We start from the raw sequence: 17202 nt of genomic DNA on the forward strand, positions 1-17202 counted from the left end.
GTCAAAACCCCACTCTCAGGAAAATGTCGAAGGCGCGGCGCATCAGGTTCGTCTGGCTGACGATCGCGGTCGAGGCCGCCGCCTCGTAGTCGAACGATGCGATGTTCTGGCGGTCGTAGACGTTGAACACGGTGACGCCGACGGTGGCGGTGGCGGGGCCGAGATGCCGCGCGACCTGGGCCGAGGCATCGAGCTGGTGATACAGGGGCAGCCGTTCCGCGTTCTTGTCGCCGAACTGCGACTGATAGGCGAGCGTGCCGTTGGGGAACCACACCTGCTGTGCGCCGCTCGACGACGTGAAGGGCTGTCCGCTGGCCGCCATGAACACCGCGCTGACCGTCAGTGGCCCGACCACCCGGGCGCTGTCGGTGATCTTGACCTGGTTCGTCCGATCGAACGACGCCGGAAACGTGCCGGACTGCAGCGCCGGGAAGTCGTACTCGACCCGTCCGCCCGCGTAGCTGGCCCACAGCGTGTTCCGCGCCTGCATGTACTGGACGAGCAGTTCGATGCCCAACGCGGTGCCGGTTCCCGTGTAGAAGGCCTGGGAAGGGGCGGTCAGCGACGTGCCGGGCAGCAGGCGCGGCGCAAACATCGACAGGTGATCGAGCTGCCGGTAGTAGGCGTGGCCGTCGAAGAGCAGCCCGGGCACTTCGACAGTGGTTCCCAGCGTCGCCTCCTGCGAGCGCGCGACCGGCACGACCGTCCCATCCGACAGGGTCCAGAACACGCCGTCGCCGTGCTCCTGGTCTTCGCGCGTAAGGCGGTTGACCGCCTGGTGATCGATCGCCCACGAGCCCTTGAAGACGACGTGCGGCGCGGCCGCGTAGGCGGCGGTGACGCGCGGATCGGCGTAGGCGGCCGACGCGAGTCCGGCATAGGTGATGCGCACACCCGGCGAGAGCGTCAGCTTCGACGTCGGCCGCCAGACGTCCTGCGCGAAGCCGCTGGTGATCCCGCCCGACTCCGTCCGCGTCAGCAGCGGCACCAGGCCGGTGAGCGCCTCGTTCCGGCTCTCGTAGCTCGTGTCGATCGCCGCGTGTTCGATGCCCGCTTCGATGGCGTGCGCGAACCCGGCGCTGATCGTCGCGGTGAGCCGCACGGTCGTGTCCTCGATCCGGTTGCTCTCCGTCAGCGCGTCGCTGCCGCCCCGTCCGGTGACATAGGACAGGTCGCCGGCTGTCGCGCTCGTCAAGTCGTAGGCCTGGCTGCGCGCGTTGGTGAAACGCGTGCGGGTGACGGTGGCGGTGGTGGCGACGTCGGCCGCCCACCGGCGTTCCCAGACCGCGCTGAGGCCGCGCCCGGTCCACGACTGCACGTCGCCGACCTGCATCACCGCATCGGCGGGAAGCTGCAGCGGATCGGGCACGTCGATGGTGGTGGTGGCCGCCGGTGGCAACACGTTCTTCGAGAAGTTCCCGTCGTCGCCGGAGTGGAAGAAGCTCACGTAGGCGCGATTGTCCTTGGCCGGCGCAATCTCGACGCGGCCATTCAGGCTGGAGAACCCGATGTCGGGCGACGTCGCCAGCGTGCCGCCCGTGTAATGCACGTCGCGCGTGCGCAGGTAAGTGGTGTCGGCGCCGGCGAAGCGATCGAGCACGTCGCTATACAGCGAGGACGGCCATGACTGGCGGCCCGCGATCATGGCCGAGCCGATGTGCCCGAGCGGCACGTCGACGGTACCGCTGGGGCCGAACACCCCGACCGCGCCGATCCCCGAGACCCGCGAGCTCTGGGGCTGAACGGTGCTCATCCGGATCAACCCGCCAAGCCGCGCGCTCGCCTCGATGTCGAGCGGCGTTCCGGCGAGGTCGGTCTGCTGCAGAGACGCCGTCGTGAATGGCGTCGTCAATCCGGCGGCGAGTCGAGGGAAGGCGTACCAAGGCATGCCGTCGAGCGTCTGATAGGTCTCGCCAGGCGTGTTGCCGTGCAGGTAGAGCTCCGACTCGTCCAACCCGACAGCGGCGAGCGGCAGCAGACGCGCGGCGCGGAAGACATCGGACGGCGTCAGGCTCGGGACCGACTCCACAGCCGGCCGCAGCAGCGAGAGTGAGACCCGATCGGGGACGGCCGCCGCGAGTCCCAGGCCGGTGTCGTTGATGGATGCCGTGGATGCGGCCAGCGTGAAATCGACATCCTGTGCGCCGCTCGCCGGCACCGACACCTCTTGTGTCGAGTCGTCGAAGCCCGTCGCCGCCGCCTGGATGGTCATCGTCAGCTTGGCGCGGATCAGCCCGAACGTGTAGCGGCCCATCGAGTCGGTCACGACGTCGACGGGCGTATTGGCGATCGTGACGTGGGCGTCCGCAACGGGAGCACCGTCGGCAGCGCGCACCGTGCCGCGAATCTCGCCCGCCTCGCCGCCCTGGGGATCGAGATCCTCCAGCGTGCCCGGCGTGGTCGCCACCGGCAGTGCCTTGATGTCGAGAGTCTCGACGAAGCTCGTGACCAGCGTGAAGCTGCTCGCGACCGGCCGGCCGTCCGAGACGACCCGAACCTCGACGCGGATGCCGGGCTTGATCCCCTCGAACACGTAGTGGCCCGCGCCGTCGGTCTTGCCTGACCGCGGATCCTTGGAGTCCGGCACGGCCAGCATGATGTCGGCGTTGGCGATCGGCGCGCCGCTGGCGGCACGGACGACGCCTTCGAGGCGGCAGCAGTCCTGGGCGCGCGCGGGCACGGCCGCAAGCAGGAAGAGAAAGAGAAAGAAATATTTCATCGGCCGGCGGCGTATGTCTCGCCGAGGACGGGCTGGCCCCACAAGTCTATATGGAACGCGGGGTTCGCGTCTCTGGCGCAAATGTGACAATAGTGTGATGCGTGCGGGTGCCGCTTGGCGGTCCTACCTGTTGTCGGTCGTCGCGACGGCCGCGGCCGTCGTCACGACTCGCGTGACGTGGCCGTTCTTTGCGGCGGCGCCCTTCGTGCCGACGTTCGGCACGGTCGCCGCCGTCTCGCAGTGGGGCGGCGGCGGCGCCGGTCTCCTCGCGGCCGTGCTCTCCGCGGCTGGTCTCGTCGCGGCGTTTCAGAGCGCCCCCTCGCAGCCGCCGTTCGGCTGGCGCGCGCCCTCGCTGCTTCTCTTCGCGGTCATTGCGATCGTCGGCAACCGCCTGATCGTCGGGCGGAAGCGGGCGATCGCGGCGCTGCGCGCCAGCGACGCCGAGCTGCGGGCGACGCTCACCCAGATGCGGGCTTCGGAGGAGCAGCTGCGGCGGGCCCAGAAGATGAAGGCGGTCGGCCAGCTCGCCGCCGGCATCTCACACAACTTCAACAACCTGCTGCAGGTGACCATGGGCTATCTCGACGTGCTGGGCGACGTCCCGACGGACGGCCCGATCGATCGGGAGGCGCTCGCAGAAATCAAGAAGGCCACCGAGCGCGGCGCGGCGCTGACGCGCCAGCTCATGACCTTCAGCCTGCAGAACGAGCCGCGCGTCAGTCGGATCGATCTCGACCAGGCGGTTGATTCGCTGCGCGGCATGCTGTCGCGCGTCGTCCGCGAAGACATCGAGCTCGAGCTATCGCTCGGCGCCGAGGCGGGTGGGGCGCTGATCGACCCAGCCGACTTCGAGCAGGTCATGATCAACCTCGTCATCAACGCGCGCGATGCGATGCCGTCCGGCGGCGCGATCCGGATCGACTCGGCGCGCGTGACCGTCGCCGCCGCCGATGTGCCCGCCGGCCAGCACGCCGTGCCGGGCCGCTACACCCGCGTGCGGATCATCGACAACGGCAGCGGGATGGCCCCCGAGGTGCAGGCGCATCTGTTCGAGCCGTTCTTCACCACGAAAGAAATCGGCCAGGGCACCGGGCTGGGGCTGGCGTTCGTTCACGGGGTGGCGCAGCACGCCGGCGGATTCATCTCGGTGCAGACGGCCCCCGGCCGCGGCACGACCGTGTCGATCTTCCTCCCGCTCGCCGCGGAGGGTCCTCCCGAGTCGGAGCCGCCGCCCGAAAAGGCGCCGCCGGTGCTGGCGGGCCGCGCGACGATCCTGCTCGTCGATGACGAGACGGGCATGCGCGCGACGACGAGTCGCACCCTGACCCGCGCCGGATACCACGTACTGGGCGCGGCCAGCGCCGCCGAGGCGATGATGCTGTTCGAGGCGAACGCGTCCAGCATCGACCTGCTCGTGACCGACGTCGTGATGCCGGGCCTGCACGGACCGGCGCTGGCGGCGCGTCTGGCGGCCATTCGCCCCGATCTGCGGGTCGTCTTCGTCTCGGGCTACAGCCACGATCTGCCGGCGCTGCCGGCGCGGCCGCGGGGCGCCTTTCTGGCCAAGCCGTTCACCGCGGCCAGCCTGCTGCGAACGATCGACCGTCTGCTCGCCGCCGACCCGGACTGATCGGGCGCTCGCCCTGCTGCCCGCGCCGCTCGTCCCTGCGAAGGAACCGTCGCACGTCGCGTCCGTATACCCAGGCGGATCCGTCCGACAGGGGGCTGCCGTGATTCGAGTGTCCGACCTCCGTTACGCGCTGCGGCTCTGGCGCCGCCATCCGGCGATGCTGGCCGTGTCCGGGCTGTCGCTCGGCCTCGGCGTCGGCGCCACGACGACGATGTACAGCGTCGTGAACCGCGTCGCGCACTACGACCTGGGCTTTGCCGCCGAGGATCGGCTGGCCGTCCTGTGGGGCACGAATCCGGAGCGCGGCATCGGCCAGCAGCCCCCCAGCTACGAGATCGTGCGCGCGCTCGTCGAGCGCGGGCAGTCGTTCGAGGCGTTCGGCTTCTTCCAGGGCAATGGCGCGCCGGTGACCATCGCGACGCCGGCCGAGACGAGCCGCGTCTCGCAGATGCCGGTCGACTGGAACGCGCTCTCGATCACCGGCGTCGCACCGCTGCTCGGGCGCACCTACCGTCTCGACGACTTCGACGACGTCGTCAAGCAGAAGGAAGCGCGATCGATCGTCATCAGCTACGACACCTGGCAGCGCCACCTGGCCGGCGCCGCCGGCGTCATCGGCACGTCGATTCACGTCGACGGCGAGCCGCGGACGATCATCGGGGTGATGCCGCGCGGGTTTGCGCTGGTGCCCTGGGAAGACGACATCGCCTTCTGGGCGGCCAACGACCTGCGGCGGATTCCCGAGGCGCGCTGGATGATCGCGACCGGCCGTCTCAAGCCCGGCGTCACGCTGGCGGCGGCGGAAGCGGAAGCGACCGCCGTGACGCGCCAGGTGCTCGAGTCGCACGGCGAGAAGGCCGGCGCCAGCGGCGCGCGCGTAGTCGGGTTGCAGAAGGCGTTTTTCGGCGATGCGACGACCGGCCTGACGTTCCTGCTCGGGGCCGTCAGCTTCGTGCTGCTGATTGCCTGCGCCAATGTGGCGAACCTGCTCCTGGCGGCCGGCGCCGCGCGGCAGAAAGAGATGGCGATGCGCGCCGCCGCCGGGGCGGGACGCGGGCGGCTGATGCAGCAGCTCCTCACCGAGAACCTGCTCCTGGCGCTCGTCGGCTGCGGTTTCGGCCTCGCGCTGGCGCTGTGGGGGACGCGGCTCTTTGCCCTGATCGTCCCGGCGCAGTTCCCCGAACTGCTGCGACACGTCGGCATGGACGTCCGGGTGCTGGTGTTTGCGCTGGCCATTTCCCTCGCCTCGAGCGTGGTGTTCGGGCTGCTGCCGGCCCTGCGCGCCTCGCGCGCCGATCTCAACGAACTGCTGAAGGAAGGCGCGCGCGGATCGAGCGGCGGCGGCGGCCGCGGTCGCAGCATGCTGCTGGTCGCGGAGGTCGCGCTGTCGATGGTGCTGCTCGTCGGCGCCGGCCTGATGATGCGCGGCTTCCTGCGCGAACAGCACGAGCTGCCCGGATTCGACACGACGCGTCTCCTCACCGCCGACGTGCTGCTCGGCGGCACGAAGTACTTCGACAAGTCGGCGCGCGACACCAATCTCGTCACCGGCGAGAGCCAGCGGTTCTACGACCAGCTCCTCGAGCGGGTCCGCGCGCTGCCGGGCGTGACCAGGGCCGGCGTGATCAGCCGTCTGCCGACGGACGTGTGGACGCATCCCTTCGTCATCGTCGGCCGCCCGCGTCCCGAGCCCGGCAAGGAGCCGCAGGCCGATCTGAACGAAGTCGACGCGCAGGCGCTCGACACGCTGCAGATCCGCCTGCTGCGCGGCCGCACGATCGACGGGCATGACAACGCCTCGACGCCGTGGGTCGCCGTGGTCAACAAGACGTTCGCCGATCGCCACTTTCCAGCGCAGGATCCCATCGGCCAGATGATTCGGGTCTCGATTGGTCCGGCCGGCGACGGCCCGACCGCCGAGCCGCAGCCGCGCCAGATCGTCGGTATCGTCGCCGACGTCGCCTATCCGTCGTTCTTCAACGAGAAGCCGGCCGCGATCTATATCCCGATGCGCCAGCACCTGTCGGAGTACGGGCGTGAAGACGAATGGATACACACCCGAAAGGCGCTCGTGGTGCGTGCCTCGGTCGACCCGCTCACGCTCGTCCGGCCGATCCAGGACGCGCTGAAGAGCGTCGATCCGGACCAGGCCGCGCGCGACTTCATGACGATGGATGAGCGCGTGTCGTCGTCTCCGTCGGTGACCAACAGCCGGTTCTTCGCGTCGCTGTTCAGCATTTTCGGTTCGCTGGCGATTCTGCTGGCGGTCGTCGGGGTCTATGGGGTGATGTCGTGGGTGGTCGGCCAGCGGACGACCGAGTTCGGCATCCGGATGGCGCTGGGCGCGACCGCGCGCGGTGTCGTGGCGCAGCTGCTTGCGCAGTCGTTGCGCCCGATCGGCGCCGGTGTGGCGCTGGGTGTCCTCGGCGGCTTCGGCTTGAGCCGCGTCCTCAACAGCATGTTCTGGCACCTGGCGTCGGCCGACCCGATCGTCCTCGGCGGGATCTCGCTCCTGATGCTGGCGGTGGCGCTCGTTGCTGCCTGGGTGCCGGTCCACCGCGTCACCAGGATCGATCCGCAGGTGGCGCTGCGCCGGGGGTAGTGGTTCGGCAGCGCCTCTACGAACCGCCGGTCAGCTGCAGGCGCCCATAGGCGTCGAGCGCAGCGCGCTCGGCGCGATCGGCATCGCGCAGGGCGGTCATGCTCGAGCCGCGCAGGCCATCGACGCGGCGGCGCCACGACGCGTCGCGCAGCTCGAAGTATTCGCGCGCCGTCGCGACCATCGGGGCCTGTTCGCGAGGCACCCCGCGCAGCCCTTCGACCCGCGCGCGATCGGCGTCGAGCGCCGGCAGGATGTTCTTCTCGATGAGTTGCGCGAGTGCCCTGGCGTTCAATCGTCCCTGCGTGTAGGCATTGACGGCCTTCGCGTAGTCGGAGGACGTCCGCGCCTCGACGTCGGCGATTCGTGCGATGGCCGGCCGCGCGTCGATCGTGCCGCGGAGCGGCAGCGCGAGCGCGAAGGCCAGGCCGGCGACCGCCGCGGACACGGCCAGCGATCTTCCGGGACGGGCTCGTGCCTGCACCACGCCGCCGGCCACGACCACGCCGATCGCGAGGCCCGTCGACAACGCACTGAACGCCGCTGCCGCGGTGAGCTGGCTCGTCGAGGCCGCGACGATCAGGAAGAGCGCCGTACCAGCGCCGATACGCTTGACTGCGACGGCCGAGAACGGCAGACGGGGCTGGCGCAGATAGCCATAGACCATCGCCGCCAGCAGCAGCCCGATCGCGCCGAACACGGCGCCGGACGCGCCAGAGGTGCTCGACGTCGCGGGAAGCGTCCAGAGGCTGACGACGCCGGCGACCACTGCGGCTGCAGCGCTGGCGCCCGCAAAAGCGATGGCGCCAGTCAGGCGTTCGAGGACCATGCCGATCGCGACGAAAGCCGCGGCCGCGGCGAGCAGCGGCAGCAGGCCGTCGGGGATCGTCGCATAGCTGGCGAGGCGCCACCACTCGCCGTTGGTCGTCAGCGGAGCATAGTTCGCTCCCCAGCTCACCGCGCCGTCACTGCCCACTGCCGGCGTGAAGAGCCAGACCAGAGTCCAGACGGCGATCACCGCGGGGGTCACGATGATGCTCCGGGTGCGCGCGAGCAGGATCGCGTCCAGTTCGTCGTACGGCTCGCGTCCGTCGCGCATTTCGAGGGCAACCCGCCGAAGCCACGAGACGCCGGCGGCTATGAGTTTCTGCCGTTCTTCCGGGTTCATGAAATACAACGCCGCCCCGGCGAGGACGAGAAGCGCAAACAGCGGGGTGGCCATCGCGGGCGCTAAGCTCAAGAGCTGTGCCACGCCGTCGCGGCTGACCTGTCAGGAAGATAGCGGCGGCTGGACACCGGCGCGGATTTCAATTTGGGGCGGCGGACGCGAGAAACGCACGAGGCGCCGAGGGCGCCATTCCAGTATTGGCAGTGCTACTCGGGCGACTTCCCGCGCTTGCGGCGATCCACCTGAGGCCGCTCATCGGCTCTCTGGCCGTCGGTCTTGTGCAGATCGCGCCGCTCCGCCCTGCGCGCGGGGTGCCGCACCATCGAGTCGAGATCGTGCCTGAGCTTGCGCGTGGCCTCGGTCAGCTCGCGCAGCTCTGCCTTGATTTCGTCCTCAGATTGCCATTCTTTACACAGTGTACTGTCGTCCTTGAATACACTCCGGCGGCATCCGGTTCGGCACGCTCCGGCCAGTGCATATGATGGACCACTCATGCGAGCGCACCGGTATTGCGTAACGGCGCCGATCGCGCACTGAGGACTGAGGAGCTGGCTCCGGAGTTGGGAGAGGTGACGCCTGAGGCCGAACCGTGTTCGCCCGAGCCTGCCATCAACCACCGTTGGCGCTGCGCGCCATGAGCAGCGCGTGATCGCTCCGCGTGCACGAGGTCCCGGTGAAGTTCGGCTCCAGAAAGACGTGCACCATGCCGTTGAGTTGGCCGCGGAACGTCCCGGCGCTCAGGTCGAGCGTCGCGGCGCCGTCGAGGGTGAATTTCTCCCCCGAGCTCAGCGTCTGGTAGATCAACGGATCATCATTCGACAGGACGAACGTCATCCGCGAGCCGAAGAGGAGCCCGTTCACGGTGAACTCACTCGACGACCACGCACTCTGCGGCAATGTGAACTTCAGTGTCAGCGCCGGGCCGCTCTGTCCGACGATGATCGGATAGGTCCGTAGCCTCGCTTCGTCGGGGAGGATGGGGCAGGCCGGCGAGGCCATGAACGTCAGCAGCCACGCACCCGACACGTCAGGGCGCGGGCCTGCCGGCTGCAGTGTGAAATCGACCGTTGCGGCGGCGCTGATATTCAGCGTGGTCGTCGCGGGCTGATAGCCGTCGAGCGTCACGGTCAGCGTGTCGGTCCCTCCGACCCCCAGCAGCTCGAACGCTCCGATATTGCTGGTGACCGCGCTCAATCCGGCGGCGGCGCCGGCGACCACCGTGATGTGGGCGCCTGGCGTCGCGATCGACCCGTCGCGAACGATGCCGCGCACGGCGAACGTCCCGGTGTCCAGCACATAGACGTGTGCCAGCGCCGCCATCTTCAGGTAAGTGACCCGGATATTGGTCTCGCCGAGTGATGACGCCGCTAGGTATGTGCCAGGTGCGGTCGATCGCAGGACGTCGGGACTGTCGCTCGTCCACGCAGCGCCAGCGGTCACGTCCTGCGACACGCCGAACTGGGTGGCGAGCGCCCGATAGCGCAGCACGCCGCCCGGCGCCACCGATGCCGGGCCATCGAGTGAGACCACGATGCTGGACGTCAGGCCGGGGCTGGTTGGAGCGCTGCTGCCAGGCTTGCACCCCGACGCAAGAGCGGCGGCCACGATCGCCAGCGCGCAGCGCTTCATGCCAGTCACTCGTTCACGCGCGTGCAGACGGCATTCTCGAAGTCGTTCTTGTTCATGGTCTGGTTGTAGGTGACGCTCAACGTGTCGTCGGTGAGCGTCGCGGTGGCATTCCACGGCGCCTGGATGGTACCGGCGTCCCAGGTGAACGTGGCCGTGCCGTTCGCGGCGTAGGTGCCGTGGTAGTCGAGGCAGCAGGCGTAGTTGGGGGCGTGCATCCTCGTAGTGGTGAGTTATACGACAGGCGAGCAGGGCGTCGCCTGCCTGAGCGGGTCGAAACGGGGTTCATACTCCTTGCGCCTCCAGGAAAACGGTGGATACTCAACGCCAGCCCATGACCAGCGAAGCGATCCCGGAATCCGACGGCGTCCGGCGGCAGCTCGATCGGCTGCTTGGCAGTCCCGGCTTCGTTCGGAATGAGCGCATGTTGCGCGCGAAACCGGCGCATCGAGCTGACGCGCCAATAGGCGACGCCAACACCAGACTCACCCATTCTTCAACTGGAGGATTTATGCGATTTGCGACACTCACGCTCAGCGCGCTTCTCTTCGCCGCGGGGACGGCCGCGTCTGCCGACGACCTGACGATCGTGTCGAAGAACACGGTCAACGGCAAGCCGGGCGCCACGTCCACCAGCTACATCGCCAGTGACCACGTGCGGATGGCGCAGGACGGCGGGCACGACGTGATCATCGACCTGAAGACCGGCGTCATGACGACCCTGGACGGCGCGAAGAAGACCTACTACACGACCACGAAGCAGGACATGGATCAGTTCGCGGCCAAGCTGCAGGAGAAGATGAACGACCCGGAGATGAAGAAGGGGATGGAGATGATGGGGAAAATGAGCGCGGGGATGGCCGGCCCGGTCGAGGTGAAGAAGACAGGGGAGACCCGGAAGGTCGCAGGCTTCAGCTGCGAGGAATGGGTGATCACGATGAACGAGTTCACCACGATGAAGGAGTGCGTGACGAGTGAGCTTCAGTACCCCGTCAGCGCCTTCGACGCCTACAAGGCTTACTCCGAGAGCATGCAGAAGGTGATGGCCGGTTTCGGGCCGATGGCCAAGAGCGGGGCCGATCTGGCGGAGAAGATGAAGGCCATGAAGGGGTATCCCGTTGCCACGTCGATGAAGATGGACGTCATGGGGCAGAAGACCACGAGCGAGAGCGAAGTGACCGAAGTCCGCAAGGGGGCGATTCCGGCGTCCGCGTGGGAGGTCCCTGCCGGCTATACGAAGATCGACAACCCCATGCTGAAGGCCCTCGACGGTCGCGGGCGCCGTCGACACTGAGTTGTTGCACTGCCCCGTTCTGTTGGCTCTCTGAGCCGGCTTCTCGCTAGACCGAGGGCTTCTTCTCTGTGCAGCGAGCGCATGACGGTGCCCTACAGAATTGCCAAAGTAACGTCACCCCCGTCGAGTTCCCGAATCGAGGTGGCCACGATCGAGGCAGCACGACGCGATTACGATATCTGCAGAGGGAAGGCCAAAATCGCGGTATACACTTCTCGCGCTGCGAGAGGCCGGCTTGCGACATCCTGGACGTCTGCATATGCACGGAGATAGTGTCGCGAAAAGGCGTGGTCGTTTTCGCTTGGTGCTCTGCGGCCACAAGGCCGTGGAGGTCGGTGCCGTGTGCCTGGTGTTGATGGTTCAGGGCCACCTCGGCGACGTAACGTTGACGCACGCCTGGATTGCTGCGAAAACAGGGCTGCTGGGAGTCTCGCCGGCCCTGGCTGTGACGTTCAGTCAATACGCGCGGCATCTCTTGAACCGCTGGACCTCAGCTGCATTCCTCGGAATGTGCACGTTCGTGGCGGACGCCGTGATCCACGCGTCGCACTATCCCGGCGAGTATACGGAGGCCGCGCTCACAGCGGCCGGCGCGTTCGTCTTTTCGATCGTGGTCTCGTACACGCCGCTCGGCGTGCGTATCGACCGGCTCGCGGAATCGCTCTTCAACGCCCATCCCATCGAACCTCCCATCACTGAAATCGCCTGCGCCGCGGCTAGAGGCGAGTGACCCTCAGCCGTCGACGCACATACAAGAAGTCGCGCGGCCACCGCCCGCCGCGAAGCCGAGGCCCGGCCAGAAGATGGCGGGAACTCCGGCATCGCCAATCTATCTTCGAAACCCCCGCGATAGACTGAGCGGAATGACGCTGCTGTCGATCAACGTCGGCTCACCGCGGGAGGTGGAGTGGAACGGGGAAGTAGTCACGACCGGCATCTTCAAGTCGCCCATCCCAGGGCCGGTCGCCGTCCGGCGGCTGAACATGGACGGCGATCGCCAGGCCGACCTGACCGTCCACGGCGGGATCGAGAAGGCGGTCTACGCCTATCCGGGTGAGCACTATGCTTACTGGCGCGCGCAGTTGCCGGAGGTGGATCTGGGGATGGGGGCGTTCGGCGAGAACCTCACCACGGAAGGCCTGCTCGAGACCGATGTCGCTCCCGGCGACCGGCTCCAGATCGGGGGCGCCCACTTCGTCGTGACCACGCCGCGGATGCCTTGCTACAAGCTCCAGATCCGGTTCGAGCGACTCGACATCGTGAAGCGCTTCTTGCGAAGCGGCCGCAGCGGCTTCTACCTGGCGGTCGAACGGGAAGGTGAGGTTGCGGTCGGGGATGCGATCCGGTTCACTCCTGGCACTGGCCGCCGAGTGACGATCGCGGAGGCGTTCGCGGCGCGCTCCGCGCGGCCGATCGCCGAGTGATCTTTCCCCGCCAGAACGCCAGTCGAAGAACGCCGGCCATCAGCGAACGCACTCCGAGCGGCGCGGAGCTTTCGTCAAGACCCAGCCAGGTCGTGCAGTGCGGGGGCGTAGCCCGGCGGAAGCTCGACCCCGATGGCCGGCCTTCGAATCGAAGAAGACCGTGCGAGTCTTGGAGCGAGCGCCCGCGACAAACCGATCGGTCAGGGCGATGCAAGCCATAACTTGCTCGACGTTAGCCCAGTGTCAGCCCGAGTCAAATTGCTGGCCGCTAGCTCTGCGGTCGATCCTCTATGGCATCGCGAGCACCGATGACGTTTGGCGCAGCGGCTCTCGCGCTCGGACTCGTCGCAGTCGTCGCAACTTACCTGCCGGCGCGCCGGGCCGGGAGAGTGGATCCTGTGGCTGCGTAGCGGAGCGAATGATGGTCACCGCAGCGCGTCCAGCTCAGGGGCGCCTGCTGCATCGAGTGTCTTGAGCATGCTCGCGTCTCGGGCGTGGCGCGTCTCTCCTTGTTCGTACCTGTAGCGCGCGTAGATGGTGGTGACGGGAGATCCTCCGCGGCAGCGCCGTGGACCGCACTGACTGGAAGGCGTACATCCTGCCGCTGCTGTTCTTTAGGCGCATCTCCGACGTCTGGGACGAAGAGACGGCCGACGCTGCGGCGCTGTTCGGCGATGCCGATCCGGTCGATGTCCCTGAAGTGCATCGCTTCGACGTCCCGGAGGACTGCCACCGGCGCGACGTGCGCGAGACGCCAGCCAATGTCGGCGCGGCACTCTCGGGGAGTCGCGCACGCCAACGGTCAGTCACGTCGCACGATCGAAGAGCGCCCTGACCAACACATCGTCGCGTTGGAAGCGCGACCCTCGGGCCCACGCCTCTGTTGTGGAACGCGGCGGGAAGGTTCAGGATGGCGTTGTGCTCGCCGCACTGGAGGGACACACCTGACAAAATCCACCCTCGAATCCGACGCCATTCTGGCGCCGCTGCATCAGAGGTGCTCGCTGATGCTGACGCACAAAGGCTATCGTGATCGTTTCTGGCACGAGTCCTTTGCTCACGCTGTAGAGACGTGGGACTGGCGCAGCGTGGCGCAGATGTACGTCGAGGCGATGCGCCTCACGCCGAATCCCCATCCGTTTGTGAGATAGCCTCGCCGCGATCTCCCGCACATCCATCGCCAACCGCGTCGGTGACAGAATGGCTCGCGATGCCGAACGTCACGAGGGGAAGATGGGTGCTGGCGGCGACCATCCTGGGTTCGAGCATGGCATTCATCGACGGCACCGTCGTGAACATCGCGCTGCCGGCCGTGCAATCCGCCCTCCATGCCACGCTGGCTCAGGTGCAATGGGTCGTCGAATCGTATGCGCTCGCCCTGGCCGCGATCCTGCTCACCGGCGGATCGCTCGGCGATCTCTACGGAAAACGGCTGGTGTTCGCGATCGGTGTTGTGATCTTTTCGATCGCGTCCATCTGCTGCGGCCTGTCGACGACGATCGCGGAACTGATCGCGGCACGTGGAGCGCAGGGTGTCGGGGCGGCGCTGCTGGTCCCGAACAGCCTAGCCCTCATTAGTGCGTCCTTTCCGGCGCACGAGCGAGGTCGCGCCATCGGCACGTGGTCCGGATTTACGTCCATCACGGCCGCGATTGGTCCCGTGCTGGGCGGCTGGCTCGTGCAGCACGGCTCGTGGCGCTGGGCGTTCTACATCAACGTCCCGCTCGCGGTGATCGTGCTCGCAATCACGATCGTCCGCGTGGGGGAAAGCCGACGTGACGACTCGCGACCCGTCCTCGACTGGCGCGGCACGCTGCTGACGATCGCGGGCTTGGGCGCCGTCGTGTTCGCGTTGATTGAATCGAAGCCGGCGATCGGTGGCATCGGAGCGATCGTTCTTCTCGTCTTCGCGTTCGTCGAAACGCGCGAGCGGGCCCCGATGATTCCGCTGTCGTTGTTTCGTTCACGGACGTTCACGGGCGCGAACCTGCTCACGCTTCTTCTGTACGCCGCGCTGAGTGCGGTGTTCTTCTTCCTTCCGCTCGATCTCGTCCAGGTCCAGGGCTATTCGACGACGCAGGCGGGTGGGTCGCTCCTGCCGTTCATTCTGCTGATGTTCCTGCTGTCGCGGTGGTCGGGCGGTCTTGCAGGCAGGTACGACGCCCGAGTACCGCTGGTGATCGGTCCGCTGATCGCGGGCGTCGGTCTGATGCTGCTCGCACGCCCTCGTGTCGGCGGCTCCTACTGGGCGACGATCTTTCCCGGAATGCTCGTGCTCGGCTTCGGCATGGCGGTCTGCGTCGCACCGCTGACGACGGTCGTCATGGGTGCGGTGGATCAGCGTCGCGCCGGGATCGCGTCGGGCATCAACAACGCCATGTCGCGGATCGCGGGACTACTGGCCGTCGCCGCGTTCGGCGTCGTGCTGTCGAGCGCGTTCAATCGCGAGCTCGATCGCCGCATCGGTACGCTGCCCGCAGGCGTCCGTCACTCAGTCGACGCGCAGCGCGCCAAGCTCGCGGGCGCCGAAGTGGACGACGCTGACGGCCGTCGAGCAGTCCAGGAATCGTTCGTGGTCGGCTATCGACACGTGCTCTGGGAAGCGGCCGCCCTGTGTGCGGCGGGCGCGCTGGCCGCCGCCCTGTTCGTCGAGCGACGTCCCACGAACGCGTGAACGGGTGCCGCTGGCGAACAGCCGCTTGTCGAACACCACGATTCCAGTGACCCCGCGATTCCGTAGCTGGCGCGATCCTTCGGGTGGTCCTTGCGGAAGTCAGCGTGTTGGCGGTGGCAGTGGTCTTCTTGCTCATTTGGCACTCCTTGATTCACGCAATTAGTGCCGGAATTAATGCCAAAGATATTCAGTGACAGAATCGCTCCGCAAGGAGCATTCGGACGGCTCCACAAGTGTGGTCTTTTTTCGGAAGCTACCTTTTGGCTACCCCCAAGCCTCTAGCGGCTATCTGTGGCACCGCTGGCGCGTGTGATGTGCAAAATTGCTAGGAAAAGTGCCGGAGGACGGAATCGAACCGTCACGGGCCGTTAAGCCCACGGGATTTTGAGTCCGGATTGATGAAAAGACCTGCATACGCCTGAACACGCGATGTGCACAGAATATTCAGCATTCTCGTTCAACGCCGTTCGGCCGGTATCGCCCAGTCTCGTCGCCGCGTTAGCACAGTGTCAGCCCGAAACTTCCATCGAACCGCGTCCCCCAAAAGGCGGCGCAGCGCATCCCGATCGTAGGAAGGAAGGACACATCCAAGAAGATCGAGGATTTGCGAGAGGTGGGCGCGTTGACGTCGATCGCCACCTCTGAACAACGTCGATGTCACGGCCAGGGTGGGCGAAGAATCGAAGGTTCGAGGCCGGGTACGGCGCCGTGATTCACTGGCGACAGCGCGGCGAGGATCTCGTCCACGATCGCGGCTGGAGGACTCATCGTCTCTACTTTCCGTATCGGAAAGGCCATGTAGATCTCGAACCGTGTCCGTACCACGGCCTCTTCTCGCTCTGGAGATCGTCCGAATGGACGCGCGACTTGTCGGCGGACGGTCTCCGCCACACAGCATTCCAGGTTCAGAGAGGGCAGGAGGACGAGTGTCTGGGCGCACTCCTCGATCTCGCGGCGAATGCGTCCGTACTCTGGGTGAGCGTCGTTGGCGTACGTCATGAAGCCGGAAGACAACGCAACAACCCCAGGACAGACGGCTTCGCGGAACAATGAGCAGTACGCTTCGATATTCTCTCGCGCGTATGCGTCGTATCCGTGCTGGTCGATGTACTCGCCGATATCTCCGACGAGGTCAGCAAAGTGCCGATCTAGATCGACGAAGAGTACTTCCAGGCGCGCTGCGAGAAGAGCACCGATCGTGCTCTTCCCGGCTCCGCCGGGGCCGATCAGTCGAATCATCGCATTGCCATCGGCTCAGGCATCCGGAACGGGGAGTTGGGACTCGATGTTCAAAACGTACTTGGCAAGGGCTCCAATACGCTCAAGCGTTTCGGGACGCATCCGAGCCGCTTGGTTCGTCCCTTGTTTGTCGTCACGACGGATGTAGGCGCCCTGAATCGACCGTCGTGGCTCCTTCGTGCGGTTGACCCCATGTCCGTGCCACACGGAGCCGTTGTAGATGACGACCGAGCCCGCAGGACCGCAGGATGCTACCTGCCCCTCGTAGTCCGCGGCGGCATCCTGCATCACGTCGCTCGGCGCATGAGGCCAGCGGTGCGAACCTGGCACAAAGCGAGTGGCGCCGTTGTCGCAGCGAAACTCGTCCACCATGAAGATGAAGCCCACCATCGGCCAGCCGTCCCCCGTGCGCCGGTAATCCGCGTGCAGGTCCTGCGCCGGTGCGCCCGGGTTCACCGCGCGTGCGTGCATGGTGCTGAGGTGGAACGGTGCGCCGATGACGCGGCAACACGCCTCCAGGATCGGCTGATAGACGTACAGGGCATCGAAGTCGGGGGCACGATTGACGAAGTCCGACACCCGCGTTGTCGTCCGTCCACTGTTGAAGTCGGCGGGGTCGGCGGCCGACACAGCGGCGTCGTAGACGGCTCTCAGCCGCGAGAGTTGCGGTGGTGCCACGGGACCAGGGACCACGACAAAGCCGACGTCGTCCAATTCCCGGACGGCTTTTGCCGGCAATTCGCAACCGGCAGCGATGACGCTGAACCTGTGGTCCATCTGTGAAGGCTAAACGACGTGAGTCAATTCCACAAAAAATCGAGGATGGCGC

14 protein-coding genes are annotated in these 17202 nt (G+C 66.8%); 7 read left to right on the plus strand and 7 right to left on the minus strand.

The genetic code is table 11. The features are described from left to right. Window position 1 precedes the first annotated feature (1 nt). Window positions 2-2719 (minus strand): TonB-dependent receptor, encoded by a 2718-nt coding sequence (locus VGI12_05050; protein HEY2432024.1) that lies wholly within the window; start codon window positions 2717-2719, stop codon window positions 2-4. Window positions 2720-2816: 97 nt separating this feature from the next. On the opposite strand from VGI12_05050, the gene VGI12_05055 reads away from it, so the two are divergent. Together VGI12_05055 and VGI12_05060 are read left to right on the plus strand one after the other, a co-directional pair. Next, window positions 2817-4349: an ATP-binding protein gene (locus VGI12_05055; protein ID HEY2432025.1), complete on the plus strand. Its 1533-nt coding sequence runs from the start codon at window positions 2817-2819 to the stop codon at window positions 4347-4349. Between the two features lie 100 nt (window positions 4350-4449). Beyond that, window positions 4450-6951 carry an ABC transporter permease gene (locus VGI12_05060; GenBank protein HEY2432026.1) on the plus strand — a complete coding sequence of 834 codons (2502 nt, stop codon included), beginning with the start codon at window positions 4450-4452 and terminating at the stop codon, window positions 6949-6951. A gap of 16 nt (window positions 6952-6967) precedes the next feature. Here the strand turns inward: VGI12_05060 and VGI12_05065 are convergent, their stop codons facing one another. From VGI12_05065 to VGI12_05080, 4 genes are all read right to left on the minus strand, one after another. Then, entirely contained in the window at window positions 6968-8170 is a 1203-nt protein-coding gene (locus VGI12_05065) for a rhomboid family intramembrane serine protease (GenBank protein HEY2432027.1), read from the minus strand. Between the two features lie 152 nt (window positions 8171-8322). After that, the gene (locus VGI12_05070) at window positions 8323-8610 is read right to left on the minus strand and encodes a hypothetical protein (protein ID HEY2432028.1); all 288 of its coding nucleotides are present in this window, start codon (window positions 8608-8610) and stop codon (window positions 8323-8325) included. 115 nt (window positions 8611-8725) lie between these two features. Further along, window positions 8726-9745, minus strand: coding sequence for a carboxypeptidase-like regulatory domain-containing protein (locus tag VGI12_05075; protein ID HEY2432029.1), 1020 nt, complete (start codon window positions 9743-9745; stop codon window positions 8726-8728). A 5-nt stretch (window positions 9746-9750) separates the two neighbouring features. Continuing rightward, window positions 9751-9960 (minus strand): hypothetical protein, encoded by a 210-nt coding sequence (locus VGI12_05080; protein HEY2432030.1) that lies wholly within the window; start codon window positions 9958-9960, stop codon window positions 9751-9753. Window positions 9961-10253: 293 nt separating this feature from the next. On the opposite strand from VGI12_05080, the gene VGI12_05085 reads away from it, so the two are divergent. The 5 genes from VGI12_05085 (at window position 10254) to VGI12_05105 (ending at window position 15134) form a co-directional block, all read left to right on the plus strand. After that, complete coding sequence (locus VGI12_05085; protein HEY2432031.1) at window positions 10254-11036, plus strand: DUF4412 domain-containing protein; 783 nt, start codon at window positions 10254-10256, stop codon at window positions 11034-11036. 325 nt (window positions 11037-11361) lie between these two features. Then, on the plus strand, window positions 11362-11766 hold the full coding sequence (locus VGI12_05090; GenBank protein ID HEY2432032.1) for a hypothetical protein: 405 nt from the start codon (window positions 11362-11364) through the stop codon (window positions 11764-11766). A gap of 133 nt (window positions 11767-11899) precedes the next feature. Then, window positions 11900-12460, plus strand: a complete 561-nt coding sequence (locus tag VGI12_05095; GenBank protein ID HEY2432033.1) for an MOSC domain-containing protein — start codon at window positions 11900-11902, stop codon at window positions 12458-12460. A 550-nt stretch (window positions 12461-13010) separates the two neighbouring features. Further along, window positions 13011-13295 (plus strand): type I restriction-modification system subunit M N-terminal domain-containing protein, encoded by a 285-nt coding sequence (locus VGI12_05100; protein ID HEY2432034.1) that lies wholly within the window; start codon window positions 13011-13013, stop codon window positions 13293-13295. Window positions 13296-13670: 375 nt separating this feature from the next. Further along, window positions 13671-15134: an MFS transporter gene (locus VGI12_05105; protein HEY2432035.1), complete on the plus strand. Its 1464-nt coding sequence runs from the start codon at window positions 13671-13673 to the stop codon at window positions 15132-15134. Window positions 15135-15791: 657 nt separating this feature from the next. On the opposite strand, the gene VGI12_05110 is transcribed toward VGI12_05105, so the two are convergent. Further along, on the minus strand, window positions 15792-16373 hold the full coding sequence (locus tag VGI12_05110; protein ID HEY2432036.1) for a shikimate kinase: 582 nt from the start codon (window positions 16371-16373) through the stop codon (window positions 15792-15794). 15 nt (window positions 16374-16388) lie between these two features. Further along, window positions 16389-17150, minus strand: coding sequence for a phytanoyl-CoA dioxygenase family protein (locus VGI12_05115; protein ID HEY2432037.1), 762 nt, complete (start codon window positions 17148-17150; stop codon window positions 16389-16391). Window positions 17151-17202: the final 52 nt, after the last annotated feature.

The organism is Vicinamibacterales bacterium (assembly GCA_036496585.1).
GTDB lineage: Bacteria > Acidobacteriota > Vicinamibacteria > Vicinamibacterales > 2-12-FULL-66-21 > JAICSD01.

What these genes read in the sequence shown, in the direction of transcription:
- VGI12_05115 (HEY2432037.1), bottom strand. Translation starts at nt 17,150, where the DNA reads ATGGACCACAGGTTCAGCGTCATCGCTGCCGGTTGCGAATTGCCGGCA.
- VGI12_05070 (HEY2432028.1), bottom strand. Translation starts at nt 8,610, where the DNA reads ATGAGTGGTCCATCATATGCACTGGCCGGAGCGTGCCGAACCGGATGC.
- VGI12_05075 (HEY2432029.1), bottom strand. Translation starts at nt 9,745, where the DNA reads ATGAAGCGCTGCGCGCTGGCGATCGTGGCCGCCGCTCTTGCGTCGGGG.
- VGI12_05095 (HEY2432033.1), top strand. Translation starts at nt 11,900, where the DNA reads ATGACGCTGCTGTCGATCAACGTCGGCTCACCGCGGGAGGTGGAGTGG.
- VGI12_05065 (HEY2432027.1), bottom strand. Translation starts at nt 8,170, where the DNA reads ATGGCCACCCCGCTGTTTGCGCTTCTCGTCCTCGCCGGGGCGGCGTTG.
- VGI12_05050 (HEY2432024.1), bottom strand. Translation starts at nt 2,719, where the DNA reads ATGAAATATTTCTTTCTCTTTCTCTTCCTGCTTGCGGCCGTGCCCGCG.
- VGI12_05080 (HEY2432030.1), bottom strand. Translation starts at nt 9,960, where the DNA reads ATGCACGCCCCCAACTACGCCTGCTGCCTCGACTACCACGGCACCTAC.
- VGI12_05110 (HEY2432036.1), bottom strand. Translation starts at nt 16,373, where the DNA reads ATGATTCGACTGATCGGCCCCGGCGGAGCCGGGAAGAGCACGATCGGT.
- VGI12_05055 (HEY2432025.1), top strand. Translation starts at nt 2,817, where the DNA reads ATGCGTGCGGGTGCCGCTTGGCGGTCCTACCTGTTGTCGGTCGTCGCG.
- VGI12_05085 (HEY2432031.1), top strand. Translation starts at nt 10,254, where the DNA reads ATGCGATTTGCGACACTCACGCTCAGCGCGCTTCTCTTCGCCGCGGGG.
- VGI12_05105 (HEY2432035.1), top strand. Translation starts at nt 13,671, where the DNA reads ATGCCGAACGTCACGAGGGGAAGATGGGTGCTGGCGGCGACCATCCTG.